General features: G+C 67.2%; 22 protein-coding genes and 1 riboswitch. Of the genes, 11 read left to right on the top strand and 11 right to left on the bottom strand.

The genetic code is table 11. The features are described 5' to 3' along the window. Positions 1 to 19 precede the first annotated feature (19 nt). Positions 20 to 481 (top strand): NUDIX domain-containing protein, encoded by a 462-nt coding sequence (locus L5G32_RS16490; RefSeq protein ID WP_237012171.1) that lies wholly within the window; start codon positions 20 to 22, stop codon positions 479 to 481. A gap of 9 nt (positions 482 to 490) precedes the next feature. Here L5G32_RS16490 and L5G32_RS16485 read toward each other — a convergent pair whose 3' ends face one another. Next, the gene (locus tag L5G32_RS16485; RefSeq protein ID WP_237012170.1) at positions 491 to 859 is read right to left on the bottom strand and encodes a hypothetical protein; all 369 of its coding nucleotides are present in this window, start codon (positions 857 to 859) and stop codon (positions 491 to 493) included. A gap of 216 nt (positions 860 to 1,075) precedes the next feature. Next, on the bottom strand, positions 1,076 to 1,732 hold the full coding sequence (thiE, locus tag L5G32_RS16480; RefSeq protein WP_237012169.1) for a thiamine phosphate synthase: 657 nt from the start codon (positions 1,730 to 1,732) through the stop codon (positions 1,076 to 1,078). Positions 1,733 to 1,760: 28 nt separating this feature from the next. Then, a riboswitch (TPP riboswitch) is annotated at positions 1,761 to 1,873 on the top strand. On the opposite strand from thiE, the gene L5G32_RS16475 reads away from it, so the two are divergent. The 3 genes from L5G32_RS16475 (at position 1,866) to L5G32_RS16465 (ending at position 3,852) form a co-directional block, all read left to right on the top strand. Beyond that, on the top strand, positions 1,866 to 2,879 hold the full coding sequence (locus L5G32_RS16475; protein WP_237012168.1) for an FAD-dependent oxidoreductase: 1,014 nt from the start codon (positions 1,866 to 1,868) through the stop codon (positions 2,877 to 2,879). Its footprint overlaps the riboswitch before it by 8 nt. Positions 2,880 to 2,903: 24 nt before the next feature. Further along, complete coding sequence (gene thiS, locus L5G32_RS16470; protein WP_237012167.1) at positions 2,904 to 3,101, top strand: sulfur carrier protein ThiS; 198 nt, start codon at positions 2,904 to 2,906, stop codon at positions 3,099 to 3,101. Beyond that, positions 3,094 to 3,852, top strand: coding sequence for a thiazole synthase (locus L5G32_RS16465; RefSeq protein ID WP_237012166.1), 759 nt, complete (start codon positions 3,094 to 3,096; stop codon positions 3,850 to 3,852). Before thiS ends, L5G32_RS16465 begins: the two co-directional genes overlap by 8 nt. A gap of 15 nt (positions 3,853 to 3,867) precedes the next feature. Here the strand turns inward: L5G32_RS16465 and L5G32_RS16460 are convergent, their stop codons facing one another. Then, the gene (locus L5G32_RS16460) at positions 3,868 to 4,827 is read right to left on the bottom strand and encodes a DMT family transporter (RefSeq protein WP_237012165.1); all 960 of its coding nucleotides are present in this window, start codon (positions 4,825 to 4,827) and stop codon (positions 3,868 to 3,870) included. 82 nt (positions 4,828 to 4,909) lie between these two features. Here L5G32_RS16460 and L5G32_RS16455 point away from each other — a divergent pair, with 82 nt between their 5' ends. Further along, positions 4,910 to 6,082 (top strand): ATP-grasp domain-containing protein, encoded by a 1,173-nt coding sequence (locus tag L5G32_RS16455; RefSeq protein WP_237012164.1) that lies wholly within the window; start codon positions 4,910 to 4,912, stop codon positions 6,080 to 6,082. A 128-nt stretch (positions 6,083 to 6,210) separates the two neighbouring features. Here L5G32_RS16455 and L5G32_RS16450 read toward each other — a convergent pair whose 3' ends face one another. The 3 genes from L5G32_RS16450 to L5G32_RS16440 are packed head-to-tail and all read right to left on the bottom strand — an operon-like array spanning position 6,211 to position 8,715. After that, on the bottom strand, positions 6,211 to 7,053 hold the full coding sequence (locus tag L5G32_RS16450) for an alpha/beta fold hydrolase (protein ID WP_237012163.1): 843 nt from the start codon (positions 7,051 to 7,053) through the stop codon (positions 6,211 to 6,213). Next, positions 7,050 to 7,619 (bottom strand): hypothetical protein, encoded by a 570-nt coding sequence (locus L5G32_RS16445; protein ID WP_237012162.1) that lies wholly within the window; start codon positions 7,617 to 7,619, stop codon positions 7,050 to 7,052. Before L5G32_RS16445 ends, L5G32_RS16450 begins: the two co-directional genes overlap by 4 nt. Before the next feature lie 25 nt (positions 7,620 to 7,644). Further along, a complete protein-coding gene (locus L5G32_RS16440) occupies positions 7,645 to 8,715 on the bottom strand; it encodes a metallophosphoesterase (protein ID WP_237012161.1) in 1,071 nt (356 codons plus the stop codon). A gap of 117 nt (positions 8,716 to 8,832) precedes the next feature. Between L5G32_RS16440 and L5G32_RS16435 the strand changes: the two genes are divergently transcribed. Both L5G32_RS16435 and L5G32_RS16430 read left to right on the top strand, forming a co-directional pair. After that, positions 8,833 to 10,479, top strand: coding sequence for an alkaline phosphatase D family protein (locus tag L5G32_RS16435; protein WP_237012160.1), 1,647 nt, complete (start codon positions 8,833 to 8,835; stop codon positions 10,477 to 10,479). A 38-nt stretch (positions 10,480 to 10,517) separates the two neighbouring features. Continuing rightward, a complete protein-coding gene (locus tag L5G32_RS16430; RefSeq protein ID WP_237012159.1) occupies positions 10,518 to 11,402 on the top strand; it encodes an SPFH domain-containing protein in 885 nt (294 codons plus the stop codon). 34 nt (positions 11,403 to 11,436) lie between these two features. On the opposite strand, the gene L5G32_RS16425 is transcribed toward L5G32_RS16430, so the two are convergent. Next, entirely contained in the window at positions 11,437 to 12,729 is a 1,293-nt protein-coding gene (locus tag L5G32_RS16425) for a family 1 glycosylhydrolase (protein WP_237012158.1), read from the bottom strand. A 75-nt stretch (positions 12,730 to 12,804) separates the two neighbouring features. Here L5G32_RS16425 and L5G32_RS16420 point away from each other — a divergent pair, with 75 nt between their 5' ends. The 3 genes from L5G32_RS16420 to L5G32_RS16410 all read left to right on the top strand — a co-directional run bounded on the left by L5G32_RS16420 (position 12,805) and on the right by L5G32_RS16410 (position 15,656). Next, the gene (locus L5G32_RS16420; protein WP_237012157.1) at positions 12,805 to 13,416 is read left to right on the top strand and encodes a HEAT repeat domain-containing protein; all 612 of its coding nucleotides are present in this window, start codon (positions 12,805 to 12,807) and stop codon (positions 13,414 to 13,416) included. Between the two features lie 3 nt (positions 13,417 to 13,419). Beyond that, positions 13,420 to 14,382 (top strand): HEAT repeat domain-containing protein, encoded by a 963-nt coding sequence (locus L5G32_RS16415; protein ID WP_237012156.1) that lies wholly within the window; start codon positions 13,420 to 13,422, stop codon positions 14,380 to 14,382. A gap of 80 nt (positions 14,383 to 14,462) precedes the next feature. Beyond that, complete coding sequence (locus L5G32_RS16410; RefSeq protein ID WP_237012155.1) at positions 14,463 to 15,656, top strand: ATP-grasp domain-containing protein; 1,194 nt, start codon at positions 14,463 to 14,465, stop codon at positions 15,654 to 15,656. 1 nt (position 15,657) lies between these two features. Here the strand turns inward: L5G32_RS16410 and L5G32_RS16405 are convergent, their stop codons facing one another. Beyond that, a complete protein-coding gene (locus L5G32_RS16405) occupies positions 15,658 to 16,239 on the bottom strand; it encodes a TetR/AcrR family transcriptional regulator (protein WP_237012154.1) in 582 nt (193 codons plus the stop codon). A 105-nt stretch (positions 16,240 to 16,344) separates the two neighbouring features. Between L5G32_RS16405 and L5G32_RS16400 the strand changes: the two genes are divergently transcribed. After that, positions 16,345 to 17,943: an MFS transporter gene (locus L5G32_RS16400; protein ID WP_237012153.1), complete on the top strand. Its 1,599-nt coding sequence runs from the start codon at positions 16,345 to 16,347 to the stop codon at positions 17,941 to 17,943. Here the strand turns inward: L5G32_RS16400 and L5G32_RS16395 are convergent. The 3 genes from L5G32_RS16395 to L5G32_RS16385 form a co-directional block, all read right to left on the bottom strand. Further along, positions 17,857 to 19,836 carry a hypothetical protein gene (locus tag L5G32_RS16395; protein WP_237012152.1) on the bottom strand — a complete coding sequence of 660 codons (1,980 nt, stop codon included), beginning with the start codon at positions 19,834 to 19,836 and terminating at the stop codon, positions 17,857 to 17,859. The two genes, L5G32_RS16400 and L5G32_RS16395, sit on opposite strands and share 87 nt — an antisense overlap. A gap of 14 nt (positions 19,837 to 19,850) precedes the next feature. Next, positions 19,851 to 21,107, bottom strand: coding sequence for an ATP-grasp domain-containing protein (locus L5G32_RS16390; protein WP_237012151.1), 1,257 nt, complete (start codon positions 21,105 to 21,107; stop codon positions 19,851 to 19,853). A gap of 167 nt (positions 21,108 to 21,274) precedes the next feature. Continuing rightward, positions 21,275 to 22,062 (bottom strand): HNH endonuclease signature motif containing protein (locus L5G32_RS16385; protein WP_237012150.1); only part of this gene is annotated, 788 nt, incomplete at its 5' end.

Genomic DNA, 22,062 nt, shown 5'->3' with positions numbered 1-22,062 from the left:
GGACGGCGTGGGAGGCAGCGTGCAGGGAGACGGCGACGGCTGGGTCTTCGACGCCGACGGCCAGCGGTACTGGGGTCGGCATGGAGCCGCCGGACTGCTGTTGACCGCCGCGACCGACGACGGAGTCGCCGTCCTGCTGCAGCACCGCGCGATCTGGTCGCATCAAGGCGGGACGTGGGGGCTGCCAGGCGGAGCCCGCGACTCGCACGAGACGGTCGAGCAGGCCGCCGTCCGGGAGGCCTGGGAAGAGGCAGGCATCACCGACGACCAGGTGGACGTCGTCGACGTCGTCGTCACCCATCGCGCCTCGAGCGGTTGGACGTACACGACGGTGCTCGCCCGCGCAGCGTCGCAGGTTGCGACGACCCCGAACGGGGAGTCGACCGAACTGCGGTGGGTCCCGGCGACGCAGGTCGCGGCGCTCCCGCTCCATCCGGGCCTGGCCGCGGCATGGCCGGGGTTGGTCGACCGGCTCGCCTGAGCCCGCGACTCAGTTCTTCGACAGCTGGTTGGCTCCGGAGATCAGGGCGGCGACTGCCGATTCGTCTGCGGTGCTTCCGATTCCGTACGACCAGCAGCGTCGTCCGTTGGAGTCGCACAACAGATACGTGGTGACTTCCTCGTCGTCGACCTGCTGCGAGATCGAGACGATCTCGACGCCCGCGTCGATGTCGTAGAGCATTGAGGTCATCGCGCCGATGACGCCGGACGCCGTCGCCTCCAGGCGGACCGCGCGCTGACTGACTCGCAGCTTCGCGGTGCAGTGGACCAGGTCGGCGCGGCACGGCTCGAAAGTGAAGGCCTCCAACGAGATAGAACCGGTCGGAGCGTACGTCGTGTCGAAGTGTGCAGTGGTCATGGTGGCCGCCTCCCGGGGAAACCAGGCGGGCATGCGGCGGTCGCCGCGCCCGTCACGAGTCCAGGATGTCGGCTGAATCTGAATGGAGTGCATCATGTCGGTTCATTTCGATCGAAGAATCGGTGACCGACGAGAATGAGTGGAGCAACGACGAACCCGCAGCGGGGGGTCGGTCGAATCAGACCCCGCTGCGGCGGGTTACGAGAAGCTTCCACATCATGATGTCGGACAGCCTAGCACCGCTTCGCGGAGCGCGGAAGCGGCCTGCTTTGGGTCGTCGGCGGCGGTGATCGCCCGCACCACGACGACCCGGGAGGCGCCCGCCGCCGTGACCTCGGGGACCCGTTGCAGGTCGATGCCGCCGATCGCGAACCAGGGTTTGCCTGCGGCGCCCGCGGCGGCCGCCCGGACCAGATCGAGACCGGTCGCCGCGCGGCCGGGCTTCGTCGGCGTGGCCCACAGCGGGCCGGTGCAGAAGTAGTCGACGTCGCGGTCCTCGACGGCAGCACGCATCTGGTCGACGTCGTGAGTAGACCGTCCGATCACCGTGTCCGGACCGACGATCACGCGAGCCGCGCTCGGCGGCAGATCGTCCTGCCCGAGATGCAGGACGTCGGCCCGGGCGGCGTGCGCGAGGTCGGCTCGGTCGTTCACCGCCAGCAATGCGCCACCGGCGTGGACCACGTCGCGCAGCTGCGCGAGCGTCTCCAACTCGGCGGCCGCATCCATTTCCTTGTCCCGCAGTTGGACGATGTCGACGCCCCCGGCCACGGCTGCGGCGACGAAATCCAGCAGGTCGCCGCGCTCGGTGCGAGCATCGGTGCAGAGGTAGAGGCGAGCGTTCGAGAGTGCGGTGCGAGGATCGACTGGCATACCGCAACGGTAGGCTGGTGGCACAAGAAGTGAGACACACGGGAGTCCGGGGCGCCGGGCTGAGAGTGCGACGCGAGCCGTCGCTGACCGTCTGACCTGATCCGGATAATGCCGGCGAAGGGATTTGATCAAGGTGGGAAGAGAACTCTCCGTCGTCGGCGGCGGCGTGATCGGCCTGGCGTGCGCGCTGGCCGCCACGGACGCAGGCTGGACGACCACCGTGCACGACGCCGGACCGAGAGCGCGCGCCACTCACGTCGCGGGCGGCATGCTCGGGTGCCTCGGAGAAGGACAGCCGGGTGAGGACCGCCTCCTCGACCTCTCGTCGCAGTCGGCGGCGCTCTGGCCGGACTTCCTCGGTCGCCTCGGCGACCCTGCTGTCCACACCGCCTCCGATAGCATCCTGATGGCCGCCTCCGGCACCGACTTCGCCTACCTCGACGACCAGGTCGCTTTTGTCCGTGACCGGCTGCCCGCAGCGTCGCTGCGCAGGTCGACGGGCTCCGAGCTGCGTCGAGCGGAGCCGTCGCTCGGACGGGGGCTCGCGGGCGGATACCTCGCCGAAGGTGAAGGCGCAGTGGATAACCGGCTGCTCATCGACGCACTCGCCGCAGCGCTCCGCGCGAGCGGCGGACAGGTCGTGGACGCCACCGTCGACGACCCGACGGAACTGCCGGGCGATCGGGTGCTGATCGCCGCGGGACTCGGCAGCGCCGCGCTCGCCGGAGCTGGAGTCCCGGTGCACGGCGAGAAGGGCGAGATCCTCCGCCTGCGCCGGACCCGATGGTCGGTGCCGCCTCCACGACACGTCATCCGCGGACGCCGTCACGGCAGGCCCGTCTACCTCGTGCCGCGTGCCGACGGGGTCGTCGTCGGCGCCACCCAGTACGAGGCCCAAGGTCCCGATGACCGGCGGCCTCAAGCCGTCGGAGTCGCCGACCTCCTGGCCGACGCGATCGCCGTCATGCCGGGGTTGAGCTCCTATGAGCTCGTCGAAGCCGCAGCGGGGATCCGGCCGTGCTCGGCCGACGGCCTTCCCATCGTGCAGCGGATCGACGATCGCATGCTCGTCGCGACCGGACATGGGCGCAACGGGATCGCGTTGGCGCCGTGGACGGCGAGTCGCGTCATGGAACTGCTGGCCTGAGAGACCGAGAGAGAAGAGACGATCATGGAACTGACTGTCAACGGCGACGCCGTGCAGATCGACGGCCCGGTCGACGTGCCGGGACTCCTTGCGCACATGGGATTTCCGGACGAGGGCGTCGCGATCGCGGTGGACGGGGTGGTGCGCCCGAAGTCCAGGTGGAGCGAGGAGATCGGCGAGTACGCGGAGATCGACGTCCTGACGGCGGTGCAGGGTGGCTGACCCGTTCGTCGTCGCAGGCCGCGGATACACGTCCCGGCTGATCACCGGGACGGGCGGGGCGTCGAACCTCGCCGTCCTCGAGCGTGCGCTCATCGCATCCGGAACCGAGCTGACGACCGTCGCAATGCGTCGCGTCGACGCGACGTCCGGAACCGGAGTCCTCGACCTGTTGCGCCGTCTCGACATCGCGGTGCTGCCCAATACCGCGGGGTGCCATACGAAGTCCGAAGCCGTCTTGTGCGCGCAACTCGGACGGGAAGCCGTCGAGACGAACCTGGTGAAGCTCGAGGTGGTCGCCGACGATCACACCCTGCTGCCCGACCCACTCGAACTCGTGGACGCCGCCGAGGCCCTCGTCGCCGACGGCTTCGACGTGATGGCCTACACGAATGACGATCCAATACTTGCACGTCATCTCGAAGACGTCGGGGTCGCTGCAGTGATGCCGCTGGGTTCGCCGATCGGCACCGGGCTGGGCATCTCCAACCCGCACAACATCGAGATGATCGTCGCGCGTGCCGGGGTCCCCGTCGTTCTCGATGCCGGAGTCGGTACCGCGAGCGACGCCGCCCTGGCCATGGAACTCGGTTGCGACGCAGTACTTCTCGCCAGCGCGGTGACCCGCGCCAACGATCCGGAGGCGATGGCGTCGGCTATGCGGCACGCAGTGCTCGGCGGCCGACTCGCAGCAGGCGCGGGACGGATCCCGAAACGGTTCTGGGCGCAGGCGTCGAGCCCCGCCCGCGAGTGACAGTGCGCGAGGGGACTAGTCGGCGTCGGAGAGCTCTTCGCGGCCGCGACGCCAGCCGCCCTTCTCCGGAGGAGCCTCCCCGAAGTGGTCTGGGTCGCCCGTGCTGTACCAGGCGACGAGGACGGCGCCGACCACGGCGCCGATGAAACCGACGAACGCCAGCCACGCGAGTCCGGGGCGGGCGGAGTCGTCGAGGAACAGGACGCCGATCAGGCTCGGACCGGCCGTTTCGCAGACCACCAGCAGGGCGGTCACCCCGTTCACGGCTCCGACCTGCAACGCGACCGTCTGGACGTAGAAGCCGACGGCTCCGGCCACCGCGATCGACCAGGCTGCGGGATCAGACAGCAGCGTGACGACGTTGAACGGCGACACGCCGTCGAGGACGCGGACTGCGATCGCGATGATGCCGAACAACAGACCTGCCGCGGCGCCGCCGAGGACCGCCGCGTACTTGCCGAGCGTGTAGACGCCGATCAGCGCGACGGCGCTGACCACGAGGGTCGCACCGAGCAGACCCCAGTGGAAGCCTCGGTCGACCGAGTCCTCTGCATGCTGCGCCGACGAGACGCCCAGGAGGAACAGCGACAACACGACCAGCCAGATCGCGACCCAGTCGCGGGTGTGCAACATGATGTTGAGCAACAGGGTGCCGAGCAGTGCGGTGACCACGAGGTTCGCCGCGACGATCGACTGCGCGAGGAACAGCGGCAGGAAACGTGCGGCGAGCGCGCCGCCACCGAAACCGACGACGACCATCAGCGTGCCGAGAATGAACGCCGGATCGGCGATCGTCGACATCGTCGAGGTGACGGACGGAGCCGTCGTGTCCTGCCCGGGTGATCCGGGGCCTCCGCTGTCCGCGTTCTCGCGCATCTCGACAGCGACCCGTCGAGCACCGAGAGCGCGCAGCACGGTCGAAACGCCGTACGCCACGGCCGCCATGGCAGCGGCGATGACGCCGATTGCGAACAAAGCGAATCCTATTCAGCTAGAGAAAAGTCACTCGGTGCAACAGGCTACACGGCAGCCACCGGGCTATGTCTACTCTGTATGCGTGGTATCCGGTGAGCGTAGACATGTCCTGATCACTTTTGCGCGGTCGTTCCTGACCCTCAACCTGGCGCGCCGAATGGCCGCTGCCGGGCACAAGGTGACTGTGGTCGACAGCATGGCGGTCGGCGTCAGTAAGTACTCGAACGCCGTCTCCGCCTTTCACCGGGTGAGCCCGCCCAAGTACAAGCCTCAGGAGTACTGCCGCGAGTTGGCGGCGATCGTCGAACGGGAGAAGGTCGACATCGTCATCCCGATTCACGAAGAGACCGACATCCTCGCGATGATGGCCGGGCTCTTTCCCGCCACCTGCGAGCTGTTCCTCTCCGCATTCGAGATCGAAGACATGCTCCACAACAAGCTGTCGTACCAGCAGGCGCTCGTCGACCGCGGAATCGAAGCGCTCAAGTTCAGGGAGATCTCGTCGCCGGAAGACGCGGTCGCCGCGTCGGAGGAATTCACGACGCCGTTCGCGATCAAGCAGGCGTATTCGCGCGGCTCGCAGAAGGTCTACAAGGCCTACCCGGGTGACGACCTCAGCTACCTCACTTACGATCCGACCAATCCGTGGATCGCGCAGGAGTGGCTCGAGGGCGACCGCTACTGCACGTATTCGATCTGCCGGGACGGCGAGATGTATGCCCACGCCACCTACCCGGTCGCCTACGCGATCGGCGGACAGTCGTGCCTGACGTTCGAGCAGGTCGACCACCCGGGCATCATCGAATGGACTCGTCGACTGGTCAAGGAGGTCGGATTCACCGGCCACATGGGGCTCGACTTCATCGAGCACCCCGGACGCGGCCTCGTCACGATCGAGTGCAACCCGCGTGCAACCAGTGGAATCATGATGTTCAAGGACGAGGACCGGGTGGACCGCGCGTTCTTCGGCGAGAACACGGAGCTGATCACCCCGCAGGCGGGGCGCACCACGATGATCGGTGCAGGCATGACGATCTACGGCTGGAAGAAGAGCTCCTACCCGAACAACACGTTCCGACGGTTCCTTGCGGAGATGCGTAAGGCCGACGACGTCATCGCCTCCAAGACCGATCCGAAGCCGGGCTTCATGATGCCCATCGCGTACGCGGGAATCCTGCGAGACGCCCGCAAATACCACGTCGGCCTCGACGGCGGCTTCATGCACGACCACGAGTGGGACGGTCGGCCGATCTGATCGAGCGGCTCTCCCGTTGATCGAGCGGGCCTCCCGTTGATCGAGCGGAGTCGAGATCGGTCTCGACTCCGTTCGACCTGCGGCGGAAGGCTCGACCAGCAGCGGAAGGCTCGACCAGCGGTGGCTCCTCAGAGGCTCTGGCAGAAGGCGGCGACGGCAGCGGTCGCGCGGTGCTCGGGGTCGAAGATGAGGCCACCGTGGCCGAGGCCGTCGACGAGCGTCCACTGCGCGTTCGGGATGTGCGACGCGGCCTCCTGCGAACCGGACGCGGGGAAGAACATGTCGTCGCCGAAGCCGACGACCAACGTCGGGCACTCGATGGCTGCCAAGCGTTCGACGGTCGGCTCGCCCGATCGCATCCAGTCGTACGACGCGCGAGTGCAGCCGTGCTGCCCCTCGATCGACGTCCAGACGTCGCCGCTCGCGCCATCGAGCATCGCGCGCCAGTTCGCGACCTCGGCGTCGTCGCGCAGGACCGAAGAGGACGGGATCGTCATCAGCTGCTCGAACAGCGACACCGAGTCGGGCACGTGCCCGAGCCTGTCGATCAACTCGAGTTCCATCTCGTTGACGACCACGCCGATGGTCGACGACCGGAGTCCGGCGACCATCGCCAGCCCGCGAACCGTGCCGCCCCACACATCCAGCACTGCTTGAGAGACGTAGCAGCCCATCGAGTAGCCGACGAGGATCGCTTCATCGACGCCGTAGCGGTCGAGGACTTCGGCCGCGTCCGCAGCGATGTCGTGCACCGAGTACGGGGCGGGCGGAGCCGACGACGGGGCGATGCCGCGCGCTGAGTACTCGATGACCTGGAACCCGGCGTCGACGAGGGCGTCGGGGAGCCCGGTGAACGTCCACGTCTGGGCAGGCATGCCGAGCCCCGCCGACAGCAGGACCGTCGGGCCGTCACCTCGGCTCGACGCCCAGATCTGGACGTCGTCGCCGACATCGATCAGTTCCCCGGTCATCGGATCACCAGATCCGTGGACGTCGCGCTCAGTGTGATGGGCGCGATCGACGTGCCCTTTATCCAATCACGGACGAACGCCTTGACCGCGGGGCCGGAGCCGGTCGCGTCGTCGAGTTCGACGGCCCCTATCAGGTGGCGTGGAGTCGCGGTCAGCCCGGGCTTGCTCGGCGTCATCCGCATGCCGTCGTCGTCGAGCGAGATCGCGACGAGTCGGTTGCGCAGGCACGTCGGCAACGGCACCGTCCGCCACGATCCGGCGGACCCGCGAGGTCGGGCGATCAGGCGGTGCCCCACCAACGCGAAATCCCAGTGTCGGTTGAACTGGGTTGTCTCGGTGCGCAGGTCGACTCGCTTCGGCGCGGCCTTACCGGTGTAACCGGGAAAGTCCTGAAGGCCTGCCCGGCTGCCGCTGGCGGGGGCTCCGGGCGGTAGTTGCGCCGTTCCGAACGGCACGCACGAGGCAGGTCCTGCGTTGGCGACGCCGTCGCCCGTGCCTCGAGCGACGAGCAGTGCGGCTGCCGCAGCGGTGAGCGCCAGAATCGAGGAGACGCGTCGAATCTTCACGTTCGGAGCATAACCCGAACGTATTTCAGTTCTTGCGGTACGAGGTCTCGAACGCCTTGGTCGCCCGCGGGCGGTCGGGGGACACCTCGTATGCGGTGAGACCTACTGTCGACGGTGTCACGTCGAGAGCCATGAAGCCGCGGTCGTGCAGATTCTCGTAGCGTGCCCGGAACCGTTTAGTAGACGGCTTGTTCACGGTCTTCGCCGCAGCGCCGGACACGATCTGACGGGTGCCGCGCAGACCCGAGACGTTCTCGAGGACCTGTTGGCTGTGGTCGTGGCCGGACAGCAGGAACTGGGCGCGCCCCGCGACATGTCGTTCGAAGAACGCCTTCGCGGCGTCGCCGTTCAACGGCGCGGGCAGGCCGTCGTAATCACCGGCCGGGCCGTGCGGACCGTTGTTCGCGTAGGGGTGGTGCGTGCACACGAACTTCCACGGCGCGCTCGACGCGGCGAGTGCCTTGTCGAGCCATCGCGCCTGGCGGGTCATGTAGTGCCCGCCGGGCTCCCATTCGGGTGACAGAAACGGCGGGATGTAGGCGGCCAACGGATTCAGGTCCAGGATGAAGAAGTCGGCCACTCCGAGTTCCACCGAATAATAGCGAGACGGCATGTACCAGCGGCGTGACCGCGAGTGGTACCGCACCTCGTCGTCGCCCCGAAGAAGCCAACCGCCGTCGCCGGGGAAGATCGCCGTGTTGTCGTGGTTGCCGAGTGTCATCAGCCACGGGAAGTCCAGGCCGGTGTTCGGCTTCTCGAATTTGCTTCGGAACTGTGCGTCGTCCGGGCCGTTCGGTCCGGCCTCGTAGATGTTGTCGCCGAGCCCGACGGCGACGTCGAACGGGTCGGCGGCGTGCAGCCGTCGAGCGGCGGCGGTGACCGCGTACTGCGGCTTCTCACCGGTGCCTGCATCGCCGGTGACCAGGACTCGGAGGCGCTCGGCTTGGAACGGGAGCGGGAAGTGCCCAGCGGCCGCGGCGTCCGGAGCCAACGCTCCGGACGCTCCGACGACAGCGGCGGTACCGGCAGCGACAGCGGTGCCTGCGAGGAACGTGCGACGGCTCGGTCCTGCCGATTCGGGGCTGTTCTCGATCATGCGATCGATTCTGGCATGGACGCGTGAACCGGAGGTGACGAAGACGTCGACGGGTCGGCCCCGTTCGTTCGCATTGACGTCACCGAGGCGCAACTCAGCCGTGAAACCGTCGGCGAGGTGTCTGAAGCGAAGAGTCCCCTCACGTTCACCCGCCGCGGTTTCATCGGAGCGGCGGGTGCGGGCGCGCTCGCCGTCGGACTGCCGCTCGCGGTCGGCCCTGCAGACGCCGCCCGTTCGGCGTTTCGTCACGGGGTCGCGTCCGGAGATCCGCTGCCCGGCGGAGTGATCCTGTGGACCCGAGTGACGCCGACGGCGACGGCGACGCCGGGATCCGGACGCGGCGGTGCGTCGGACGTCACCTGGGAGGTGGCCGGAAGCAGATCGTTCGGCGCAGTGATCGCCTCGGGGACGACCACGACCGACGCCTCGCGCGACCACACCGTCAAAGTCGACGTGTCGGGTCTGCGGCCGGCGACTGTCTACTGGTATCGATTCCGTGTCACGAGCGGGCCTGCTGCGGGCTCGGTGTCACCGGTCGGACGGACCAAGACCGCGCCTGCCGCAGGCTCCGACGTCGCCCGAGCCCGTTTCGGGGTGGTCAGCTGCTCCAACTGGGAGGCCGGGTACTTCAGCTCGTACGGTTTCCTCGCCGACCGCACCGATCTCGACGCCGTCATCCATCTCGGCGACTACATCTACGAATACGGTCCGAGCGGATATGCGGGCAAGAACGGCGTGGTCCGCCGTCACGAGCCGTCCCACGACATCGTGTCTCTCGCCGACTACCGGATCCGGCATGGGCAGTACAAGACGGACCCCGACCTGCAGGCGGTGCACCGCCAACACCCGTTCATCGTGACGTGGGACGATCACGAGGCCGCCAACGACCAGTGGTCGGGCGGCGCCGAGAACCACAAGCCGTCTCAGGGGTCGTGGGCGCAGCGGAAGGCTCGAGCCGACCGCGCCTACTTCGAGTGGATGCCGGTGCGACCGCAGGTCTCCGGCGACAATCGGCACATCTACCGTCGCCTCGCCTACGGCAAACTGCTGGAACTCTCGATGCTCGACCTGCGCACGTACCGCGACGTCTCGGCAGGTCAGTTCTCCCGCGAGTCCGAGGATCCGGGGCGCACCATCACGGGTCGCCGCCAGATGGAGTGGGTCAAGAACTCGATCACCACGTCGGACGCGACGTGGCAGATCGTCGGCAACTCGGTGATGATCTCGCCGCTGCTCATCCCGCCGCTCGACCCTGCTCGCACCAAGATCATCACCGATCTCGTCGGCATCCCCGAGAACGGGATCCCGTTCAACGGCGACCAGTGGGACGGCTACGTCGCCGACCGCCGGCGACTGCTCGACGCCATCGACGACGCGGGCCGGAAGAACGTCGTGTTCATCACCGGCGACATCCACATGTCGTGGGCCAACGACATCCCGCGCAAGCCCGCGAACTATCCGGGAGCAGGCACCGTCGCCACCGAGTTCGTCGTCACGTCGGTGACGTCCAACAACCTCGACGACATGGTGAAGGCGCCCGAGCACACCGTCGGCGGCGCCGCGTCGGCCGCGATCATGGCGACGAACCATCACACTCGGTGGGTCGACACCGACGAGCACGGCTACGGCGTACTGACCGTGACGCCCGCTGCCGCGCGAATGGACTGGTACTTCGTCGACAGACTCACCGACCGCCGCACCGGTCAGCGGCTCGCGCAGTCGTGGACGGTGAAAAATCAGTCACGCCGTATGACGAGGTCCTGATAGCTTCGCGACATCACTGCGATAGCAAGGGGAACGGGATGGAACGACGTCGTGCATGGCGGGCGAACGGCTTCTTCGGGTTGATCGGCGGGCTGGTGGTGATCGTCGTCTGCGCGGTCGCCGCCATTGCGTCGGTCGCGATGCTCTCCGACGGCGGATCCCCGGCGTGGGGTGTCCTCGTCGTCTGCGCCGTGGCCGTCGGAGTCGCGGCGCTCGGGTCGCTGACCGGGCTGACCGTCGTCGGACCCAACGAGGCCAAAGTCGTCCAGTTCTTCGGGCGCTACATCGGATCGATCGACGAACCCGGATTCTCGCTGCTCGTACCGATGTCGGAGAAGAAGTCGATCTCGTTGCGTGTCCGGAACTTCGAGACACAGATGCTCAAGGTGAACGACGCCGACGGTAATCCCGTCGAGATCGCCGCAGTGGTCGTGTACCGGGTGACCGACAGCTTCAAGGCGGCGTTCGCCGTGGACGATTACGAGCAGTACGTCGCCACGCAGTCGGAGGCCGCCGTCCGGCATCTGGCCACCATCCACCCGTACGACGCACACGAGGCCGACCGGACGAGTCTGCGCGATGGAGCGACCGTCGCCGAAGAGCTGACCGTCGAGCTGGGCGAGCGCACCGCGACGGCTGGCATCGAAGTCATCGAGGCCCGCATCACGCACCTGGCGTACGCACCCGAGATCGCGCAGGCCATGCTCGTCCGGCAGCAGGCCGCGCAGGTCGTCGCCGCGCGAACGCAGATCGTCGAGGGCGCGGTTGGAATGGTGGGTCTGGCGTTGGATCGTCTCAGCGAGCAGGGCGTCGTCGAGTTCGACGAGGAGCGGCGCGCCGCCATGGTGTCGAACCTGCTGGTCGTCCTGTGCGGCGATCGAGCAACCCAGCCCGTGGTGAACGCCGGCTCGCTGCGCGGATGACCGAGGTGAACCGCCCGGCCAAGCGACCCGGATGTCAGTTCCGCACCGGTTGCGCGCAACTCGAGGGAGCGGACACCAGCGAGCACCACGTCGCGGGTCGGCTCGGCCGATACGACGGTCCGACGCCGTTGGTTGCAGTGACCGCACGATACGCGGCGACGCCTGCGGTCGGGCGGCGAGTCAGGCTCGGATCGGTCTTGACGTCCACCGTGTACAGGCCGAAGCGGGACGCGTAGTTGCCCCACTCGTAGTTGTCGGTGAGCGTCCAGTAATTGAAGCCGATGAGCGGCATCCCGTCGGCGCGGGCACGTTGCATCCAATAGACGAGGTCGCGGAGATGGTCGTCGCGCCGGTATCCGTCGCGCCGAGGCTTCCCGTTCTCGGTGACCATGCCGGCCTCGACCACGTACAAAGGCTTGCCGGGGAAACGTTCGTGCAGGTCACGGAGTGCGTAATAGATTCCGTCGGCGGCCATCGACGCATCCCACATGCGGTCGACGGCGGCGTTCGCGGCACTCAGATCCGTCGGCGACACCGAGTAGTAGTAGTCGACGCCGACGAAGTCGAGCCGGTCGGCGACCCGGGCCGCGAAGGCCTCGTCGACGAGCGGCTCAACGGTCGGGAGGTAGGCGATGTTCGACGACACCATCGCGTTTGGATCGCGGCGGTGGATGCGATCGTAGATCGTGCGGTGGACCCGCACCAGTCGGTCGAGCATCGTCGTGACCCGGTCGGGGGTGATCCCGCCCTTCTGGAGTTCCTTCTGCACGTAGACGGTCGGTTCGTTGATCGTGATCCACAGCGGGTGATACTTCGTGTACCGGTCGACGATCATCGTGTTGTGTCGCAGCCAGGCAGCGGGAGTGCCGCTCCACGCCCACCCTCCGCGGTCGGCGATCCAGCCCGGGTAGACCCAGTGGTCGAGGGTGATCATCGGTCGCATCCCGGCGTCGACGATGCTCTGGACGAGGTCGTCGTAGTAGGCGAGCTCGTGGCGGTCGATCACTCCCGGCCTCGGCTCCACGCGAGCCCACTCGACGCCCACTCGGTAGACCTCGACGCCGAGCCCCTTCGCGAGTGCGACGTCCTCCCGGTAGCGGTGCCGGAAGTCGACCGACGTGCCGATCGGGTCGGCGGTCTCGCCACGCCGGATGTATCTCGTCCAGTTGCTGTCCGGCGAACTGCCCTCGGACTGGAATCCGGATGACGCCACGCCCCAGAGGAAGTCGTCGGGGAGCGGAGCGGGTCGCGGGCTCGCGCCCGCGGGCGGGGCGAGAACCAGAGCGAGCACGACAGCGGTCAGCACCGCGACGATTCGAAGTCCCATCCGGCCAGTATGTACGACTCGCTTGACCCTCACACGGTGTCAGGGTGTCCAGTCGTATGGCAGGAGGTGATCGCAATGGACAGGTCACAAGCACACATCACGGCGGCGCTGGGAGCCGAGCGTTCGGAGGTCAGGTTGCGGGCGGCGCTCGAGGCCGGCACCTACCCGATACCCGACCTGCTCGACGTCGTGATCGACCGGTGCCGGGTGGAGCCGGACTTCTACGTCCGCGACATGTTGACGTGGGCGATCACCCGATACCCGGCGGCGCGCACGGTCCCCGCGGTGATCGCACAGCTCGCGTCCGCGACGCCGCAGGCACGGAGCCAGGCGCTGCACACGTTGTCGAAGATCGGCGACGATTCGGCGTGGCCTGCGATCTCACGAGCGCTCCTCACCGACGTCGACGATGAGACGGCCCGCAGCGCGTGGCGGGCCGCGGTCGTTCTCGTTCCCGACGACGAGAGGGCGCCGCTGGCTGCCATACTGGCGACACAGTTCGGGCGAGGTTCCGGTGACCTGCACCGGAGCCTCAGCCGAGCCCTCGTCGAACTCGGCGATGCCGCAGAGGAGGCCGTCGCGATGGCGCGGCAGTCACCCGATCCGGTGGTCCGCGGCCACGCGGCCGCTACCGAGCGACTGGCGGCAGATCCGGAGTCGGCGTTCGTGTTCGACGTCGAGAGGTGACCGGTGCGGATCGGAGAGGTGGCTAGGCGATCGGGCGTGAGTGCGCGGATGCTCCGCCACTATGAGGCGCTCGGCATCGTGACGCCGAGCGGACGATCGTCGGCCGGGTACCGCGAGTACGGGGCCGACGACATCGTCCGCATCTTCCACGTCGAAAGCCTTCGCGCTCTGGGGCTTTCCCTGCGGGAGGTCGGCCAGGCCCTCGACGACCCGACGTTCGCGCCCGGCGACGTCGTCGCCGACCTCGCGGCGCGCACCGAACAGCGGATCGTGCGCGAACGAGCGCTGCTGGACCGGCTGCGACAGGTCGTCGACTCCGGACCCGACGACTGGGAACAAGTCCTCGACGTCGTCGCTCTGTTGTCCGGGCTCGACTCTGAGGACCCGTCGGGCCGACAGCGCGCCGCGTTGGCGGGCGACGCGGTGGCGGGCGAGGTGCTGGCGCGGGCCGTACTCGCGGAAAGCGATCTCAACGTCGCGGGGGCGCTGCGCTGGGCGCTGTCGAGGTCCGGCGACGACGTCACCGACGTGTTGGTGTCGGTCCTCGCCGACGACGACGTCGAGCTGCGGCGGCGAGCAGTTCTGACGCTGGTGGAGACAACGGGTGAGACTGCGACCGCAGCCTTGAGGTCTGCGGTGTCGGACACGGATCCGGGCGTACGAAGCCGTGCGGTGCTCGGGCTCGTCGAGCGCGGTGAACGCGACGTGGTGCCCGAGCTGATCGACCTGGTGGTCGCCGGGGTGGCCGACGTCGATGCGGCCGAGGCATTGGCGTCGATCGCAGGCGGCGACGCCGTCCAGGGGTTGGTCGCCAGGCTCGGAGACGATGCCGCTGTCCGCCGTCGGATCGCGCAGGCGCTCGGTGAGATCGGTGGCCGTGCCGCCGAATCCGCGCTTCGCGAGCTCGTCGACGACCCGGACGACGGGGTCGCGGTCATCGCGAAGTATCTGCTCACGGACGGGTGAGCTCGTATCTGTGCCAGACCGCAGGCGGTAGCTGTGCCATCGGGGAGAGTCGTCGGACATCTGCAGATACCGTCTCGGATATGAGCTCAGTCGATACTCGTGTTCTCGCGACCACCTCTCGCATGCCGTTCGCCGTGGATGAGATCCGCAAGTTCGGTGAGGCCGGCCGGCACGTGATCGCGACGGACACGTTCAGAGCGTCGCCCGGCAGCCATTCGCGGGGCGCGCGCGATCACGCGATCACCCCCGCCCCGACTCAGGAATCCGCGGCGTTCATCGACGCCGTCATCGAGCTGATCGGGAAGTACGACGTGAACTGGGTAGTTCCCATGTTCGAGGAGGTGTTCTACCTCGCCGCGGCGCGCGAGAAGATTCTGGCCGCTCATCCCGGCGTCGAGCTCTTCTTCCCCGACCTGGACACCCTGCACCGAGTGCACGACAAGGTCTCGTTCACCCAGATGTGCAAGGACTTCGGACTGCCCGTCGCCGAGCCAGTCACGGCCCGGACTCACGACGAGTTCGTGGCAGCCACCCAGAGGTGGGAGCACTGGTTCGCCCGCGCCGCGTATGGGCGCGGTGGCATGGACATCATCACTAACACCGGTCCGCTCGCCGGTGAGTCGAGCGTCGACGCGATCGTGCCGACGGCTGACAATCCGTGGCTCGTCCAGCAGTACCTCAAAGGCGTGGACCGCTGCAGTTGGAGCGTCGCGCATCACGGTGAGATCGTTCTGCACTCGACCTACGAGCATGCGTTGACGATCGACGACCGCGGCGGCATCGTGTTCGAGTCGGTCGACGCACCGGAGACCCTCGCCGCCGCGCAGAAGTTCGCGAAGGAACTCAACTGGCACGGACAGATCAGCTTCGACTACATGAAGACCGACGACGGCACTCACTACATGGTGGAGTGCAATCCACGTCCGACTGACGGCTGCACCATCGCGACCACCGAAGAGTTCGACACGGCGATGTTCGCGCCGAGCAATCTGGTCGTCGTACCCGCGGGGCGCAAGAAGGCCATCGAGTCGGCAGTCCTGCGCGACCTCCTGATGCACCCGTCCAAACTGAAATCGGACCTGCACGCTGCGAAGGGCTCGTCGGACGTGTACGCGGGCAAGCACGATGTGAAACCGCTGCTCTACTCAGCGCTGTCGTTGCAGCACGTCTATGCCTACCGGAAATCGCTCGGCATGGATCGAGACAAGGGCGAGACTCTGGTTGCGACCCAGTTCTTCGACGTCCTGTACGACGGATCGCCGATCGAGGTGTGAGTCAGGGCGCGATGCCGCGCCCGATCAGCGCGATGACGCTCTCGTAGTTGGCCTGCATGTCGACGGACGGCGGCTGGGGCGTGGCGAGTTCCAAGCTGACGGCGCCGTGGACGCAGGACCAGATGTTCATCGCCAGTTGGTTCGGGTCGCCGTCGCGGATGACGCCGCCGGTCTGGCCGTACCGCACGATCTCGACGATCACCTCGAACGCGTTCGTCGCCGACTCCACGTCTGGATTGCAGTCTTTGGCGAACATCAGCGAGTAGACCGTGGGATTGGCGATCGCGAAACGGCGGTAGCCGCGGCCGGATTCAGCCAATCGCGCAGTGGGGTCGGCGTCGGTCGCCGCGATGATCGTGGCGAACTCGCGGAAACCGTCCGTGACGACTGCGTCGAGCAGTCCGTTCTTGCCTTCGAAGTGGTTGTAGACGCCCATCGGTGCGACGCCTGCGGCGCCTGCGACCGCCCGCACAGTCAACCCGGTGGGCCCCTCCTCCTCCAGGATCTTCCGGCCCGCAGCCACGAGCGCGGCGCGGATGTGCGCTGCGGGTGTTCGTGCGGCCCGGGAAGACGTGTCAGTCATGCCCTCAGGTTACAGAACGTTGTTCTACAAAACCCTTGACAGCACCAATAGCACGGTGTTCTTCTGTTGTAGAACAACGTACTACTGAACGATATGGGGAGAACCATGAGAAACAGATGGGCTGCGCTCGTGGCGCTGTGCATCGCCGAGCTCCTGGTGATGGTCGACAACACGATCGTGAACGTGGCGTTGCCGACTATGAGCCGGGATCTCGGCGCCGGAGTATCCGGTCTGCAATGGATCGTCGACGCATACACGCTGGTCTTCGCGGGTCTCCTGCTGACAGGTGGCTACCTCGGCGACCGATTCGGTCATCGGCGCATGCTCCTGGCCGGCATCGGTGGATTCGTGGTCGTCTCGGTCGCCGCGGCCGCCTCGACGACTCTCGGGCAGTTGATCGCGGCGCGTGCGGGGCTCGGTATGTTCGCGGCCCTGGTATTTCCGGCGACGCTCGCGTTGATCATCGCGGCGTTTCCGGAGGCCAGGGAGCGGGCGACTGCGGTCGGCGTCTGGGCCGCGACGTCGGGAGCGGCGGTCGCGGTCGGACCGGTGTTGGGCGGATGGCTGCTGAACCACTTCTCCTGGGCGTCGGTGTTCTGGGTCAACGTCCCCTTCGGTGCTGTCGCTGCAGCCGCGATCGTGGTTGCGGTGCGCGCTCCGGAACGGCGGCCGGCACTGCTTCACCGGTTGGACGCCACTGGCATCGCGCTGTCGGTCGTCGGCCTCGGATTGCTGACGTACTCCGTGATCGAAGGACCGTCGGTCGGCTGGGCGACGGTGCGGACGATCGGTGGTCTCCTCGTCGCGGTCGCGGTATTGGTGGTCTTCGTCGTCCATCAGGCGCGAAGCGCCCACCCGATCTTCAACGTCCGACTGTTCGCCAACAGGAGGTTCGCGGCGGCGGCCGGGATGATCAGCGTCGCCTTCTTCGCCCTGTTCGGCTTCATCTTCCTGATCACCCAGTTCTTCCAGGGCGTTATGGGCTACACGCCGCTGCAGGCCGGTATTCGAACTCTGCCGTTCGCGGTCGTTGTCGCAGTGCTGTCACCGGTGGCGATGGCGTTCTCGCACCGATTCGGTCCGCGAACCGTGGCTGCCGCGGGCGCGTTGCTGATGGCCTCGGGGTTCGCGGTGGTGGAACTGACCGATCGGCAGTCGACCTACTTCGGTCTGATCATCTGGTCGATGATGCTGATGGCCGCGGGGCTCGCGATGATCTCGGGGCCGTGCACTCAGGTGATCATGGACGCGCTCCCCGAGCATCAGACCGGAGCCGGCTCGGCGATCAACGATACGACGAGGGAGGTCGGCGGCACTCTGGGCGTCGCCGTGCTGGGGTCGGTGATGACGTCGGTCTACGCCGCGAACGTCGGACTGCGTCTCGACCGATTGGGCGTTCCGGCCGAAGTGAGCGAGATCGCTCAGCAGTCGGTGATGGCCGGCGCGGAGGTGGCAGGCCGTGCCCCGCAGGCGGCATCGGAACAGATCCGTGTCGTCGTCGCCGACGTGTTCGTGGACGGGCTCGGGCAGGCGACGTGGGTGGCGGTCGGCGTCTGCCTCGTCGCGGCGGTCCTTGGCGCCTGGGCGCTGCGCCACGACACGAGTGAACGCCGAACGTCAGGCGGGCATCCGGCCGACGCCCCAACTGCGTTCCACGTATCCGAGCACGCGGGCGACGTCGGCGTCCGGAACCAGGTCGGCTGAGCCGTCCTCGAGCGGATCGGCGTGGAAGATGTACAGGCGTGACGCGAACTGGTCGAACGGCAGTGAGCCTTCTCCTGGACGTTCTCCGTTGCCCGCCGTGCCGACGACGACGTCGTCACCCCAATCCTGCCCGGAGTCGTTGTTCGGATTGAAGAAGTAGACGCGAACGACGCCGTCTGGATCGTTCGCCACCCGCAGGATGGTGATCGCGTGCCAGCCGACATAGCGGGCTGCGCTGTCGGTGAAGGCGATGCCGGCGGGCTGCGGGTGGATCAGCGGCTGGTTGCCGTTGTACTCCGGGTGGTACGCGGCGTAGAACCGCCGGATGAACTCGTCGGGCGCGTCGAGACTTCCGGTCCCGACGTCGACGTTGATCCGGAAGCCGCGTGCCGCCCACCAGCCGTGGAATTCGGGATTGACCCACCGATGCGGATCGCCCGGCCGGTCGGCGCATCGCCGGATCATCTCGGCGTAGATGCGGTCCAGGTGCGGCACCACCAACAGTGAGACGGGGTCGAGGTCGATGGGGTCCCCGGAAGCGACCCCGGCGATGAGGTCGGAGGACGAGATCGACTGCCCTTCGAAGTGCGCGGTCACCTCGTCGTCGCGCGCTGCCCACGCGACTACCTGTAGCAGGTAGTCCGGGTCGTTGTACGCCCACATCGAGAGTGCGCGCGCGGACTGGCAGGTGGGGTTGTCGCCCTGGCCGACGCCGAGGGGCTGGCCGAGCATCGAGAGGAGGCCGCCGAGTAGGAATGACTCCGGCTCCACCGCAGGCCCGAAGGCGGACTGCAGTCGTTCCCGCACTCGGGGTGCGAGTTTGAGAGCGAGTTGACGCCACAGCGACGGAACGACGGGCGGCTGGTGCAGGATGCCGCGGTCGAGCAGCAGTGCCAGCCCGTACAGGCACTGGGCGTTCTGCGGCGAGACCGCCCGTCGGATCAGTTCTTGCACGAGGTCGGCGTAGCGGAGCATGCAGTTGCGGCCGACCTCGGAGACGCCGAGGACTTCGGGCAGCAGGTACACGTTCGATTCGGCGAGATACGTGACCAGGACGGCGTGGTACGCGGAGACCAGTCCGGTGTCGTGCATCGCGCGGGCGAAGCCGCGAGCCTCCGATTCGAGCGCTTCGACGTCCATCGCCTCGATACGCGACAGGTACACGTCGGTGCCCGGGTCTTCACGGCACGCTTCGGTGGGGCCGAAGAGCGCAGTGGTCAGTCGGTCCAGTCCTTGTCCGGCGGCGCCGTGCTCGGTGTCGGGGTCGCTGCGCACGATGGCGATTCGGGTGACCATCGCCTTCACGTGGTCCACCTGGATCGGCCGTTGCCGCAGGATTCGCCAGATCTCGTCGCCCAACTCGTCCAGCACTGCCGCGTAACCGATCTGGTCCACGATGTATGCCACGACATCGCGGGTCATCGTCGCCGACTTGCCCTGTTGGACACGCTCGGCCTCCGAGGGCGCCGCGAGGAGAAGGTCGAGGTTGATCGCGAGGACCTGCGACAGGAAGCGTCGCGCATCGTCGGCTGTCATGTCCGCGTGCTCGTAGTCGCCCTGGGCGATCGCCACCAGACGCAGTTCGCTGACCGCTTCCAAGACCACGGTGTCGACGTTCTCGCTGTGCAGGCTCGGGCCGGCCAGCGCCGGGACCAGAATCGCGGGACTGTCCCAGTCTGTTCCGCCGAAGACGCCGGCAGCCTCGATCACCTGTGCGCGTTCGCGGACGGCACCGGGGCCACCGTCTTGGGTGAGCACCCGGCGCAGCGAGTCCAACACTCGGCGCAGCTTCGCCGACTTGGTGTAATCGGGCGCCTCGCGCATCGACGTCACCGCGTGATCGAGTTGCTCCACCCGCGAGGTCAGCGCCGGGCTCGGTTGAGAGTCTTCCATCGCCCGATCATTCCTTATACGTAGAAGTCGAGTTCTTCCTGCCTCTTCAACAGGTCGCGCATCCGATACGGATCGTCACCGAAGAAGTACAGGAGACCCCAGTGAGTACCGAACGCGGTCCGCTTGGTGACGGTCTCTTCGAGCGGGGCCGCGAGGTCGTTGGTCTCGTAGTAGTCGTCGTCGGCCGTCTCCTCGGGGACTTCCAGTGACGACACCACGCGACGTCGCGGGTAGACGCCGAAACATCCGGCGACACCGTTCGCGTCGACCACTTCGTTCGGGAAGAACGCGTCGATCTCCTCCTCGGTGGTCTTCGGGTCGAACGCGAGCACCATGCCCTGGTATGCGTTGAATCCGTAGGCGCGCTCGAGGAGTTCGAAGACCTTGAACCCTGGCGGCCGGTACGCGACCTCACCGAAGTACATCTCGCCGTCGTTGGTGACGAAGTACTCGGGATGGACGAAGCCGAAGTCGATGTCGAAGGCCTTGATCAGCTTCTCGATCTGAGCGGTGATCTGCGGCCGGTACTTCTCGAGTTCCGGAGTCGCGGGCACGAACACCGAGTATCCGAGTGTCACGTACTCGGAGATGTTGAGGAACTTGATCTTGCCGTTGTGGATCCACGCCTCGACCGCGAACTCCCAGCCGTCCAGGTGCGATTCCATCAGGACCGGAAACTCCTCGTCCGGAATCGAGTCGACGTCGTCCGGAGTGCGGACGACGCGGTGACCCAAGCAACCGGCCTTGTCGAACGCCTTGAGGTGGATCGGGTCGTTCGGGTCGCCGTCGAGCTTGAGGAGCGTCTGGTTGACGCGCCGCAGGAACCGGATCACGTCTTCGCGGTCGTGCGCCTCCTCGAAGATGCCGACGCGGATGCCGCCGAGCTGGGCTCGGCGCTTCATCAGCGCCTTGTCGCGGAGAAGCATGGCCTGTCCGAACAGGCGGGGCTTGTCCATCAGGACCGAGTTGATGGCGCCGGCCCACTCGACCGTCTCCTCGAACAGCGGGATGGCGACGTCGACGCCCATTTCCTGCAGCGTCTCGGCGATCTCCATCGAACGATCGTTGAGCCGCTCGAAGTTCCAGGGGAGATAAGGAATGTCGTGTTCGGTGCAATACTCTTCGGCCCAGTCGGGGGCGACCACCACGTATCGCCGGTCGAAGGCGTCGAGTGCCTCAATCGCTCCCAGGCTCCAGCCGAGTAGCGCCACATATCCCTTGTCGGGCTCCTTCGGCGCCTTGGTCGATGACGTCGGTGCAGGCGTAGCCATGCATGTCCTTTCGCTCAATAATCGTGCGTGGTTTCATGCGGTCTTCTTCTTGCACCGTACAGACCGGGCCGTCGTCTGCGGCACCGCTATCGTGCGAGCCGTTCCTGCCGCCCGCTCCATTTTTGGCTGCTACCAGGCGTTCCCGCAGTAGACGAGAGATACGACTCTCATACTGCGGTGGGGTGGGCGGTCATGGTGCGTCGTGCGTGTGACCGGAGTGGTTCGCGGTGCCGGTTCGGGTGCTGCGGGTCGGTGGGTTCGCGGAACCAGGGGTGTCCGTCGTGGCCGATGAACACCTCCCATCCGGTGTGGTGGATTTTCACGTGGTGCATCCGACACAACAGGACTCCGTTACCGACCGAGGTGTCTCCACCGTGGGCCCACGGGGTGCAGTGGTGCGCGTCGGTCCAGGAGACCGGGCGCCCGCAGCCGGGGAACGCGCACCCGCCATCACGGACCGCGAGTGCCTTCCGGATCCCCGGCGTGAACAACCGGTGCTCGCGCCCCACATCGAGCGGAACCCCCTCACCGTCGACCCGGACGGCGGTGACGGCGGCGGTACACAACGCGAGTCCGACCGTGGCCGGGGAGACCGGGCCAGCGAACCCGAACCGGGCGACCTCCTCTCCTGGCGCCCGGACGGTGGGGACGATCAGGGTGGCGTGGGGTAGGACGCCGCCACTGCTCGGGCGTTCGGAGCCGGCGAGGTAGGTGCGGATGATCTGCCCGAGTGCGTCCGCGCGACGTTGACCCGTACTGCGTGGGTCGGGTGAGCCGTCCGGGGACGGTACTGGCCGACACAGTGGGTCGAGCGCGGCCTGCAACTCTTCCCCGGTGAGAACGTCGAGATCCGCGGTCGCGGTGATCCGGCCCTCCTCATCAGTGGTCACCACCATCTCGTTCAGGTCGGGATTCTCTGCGGCCGGCACCAGGTCCGGGTCGTCGCTGTCGGCGG

Source organism: Gordonia zhenghanii, from assembly GCF_021738965.1.
Taxonomy (GTDB): Bacteria; Actinomycetota; Actinomycetes; order Mycobacteriales; family Mycobacteriaceae; genus Gordonia; species Gordonia zhenghanii.
This window is presented reverse-complemented; position numbering and strand designations above follow the sequence as displayed.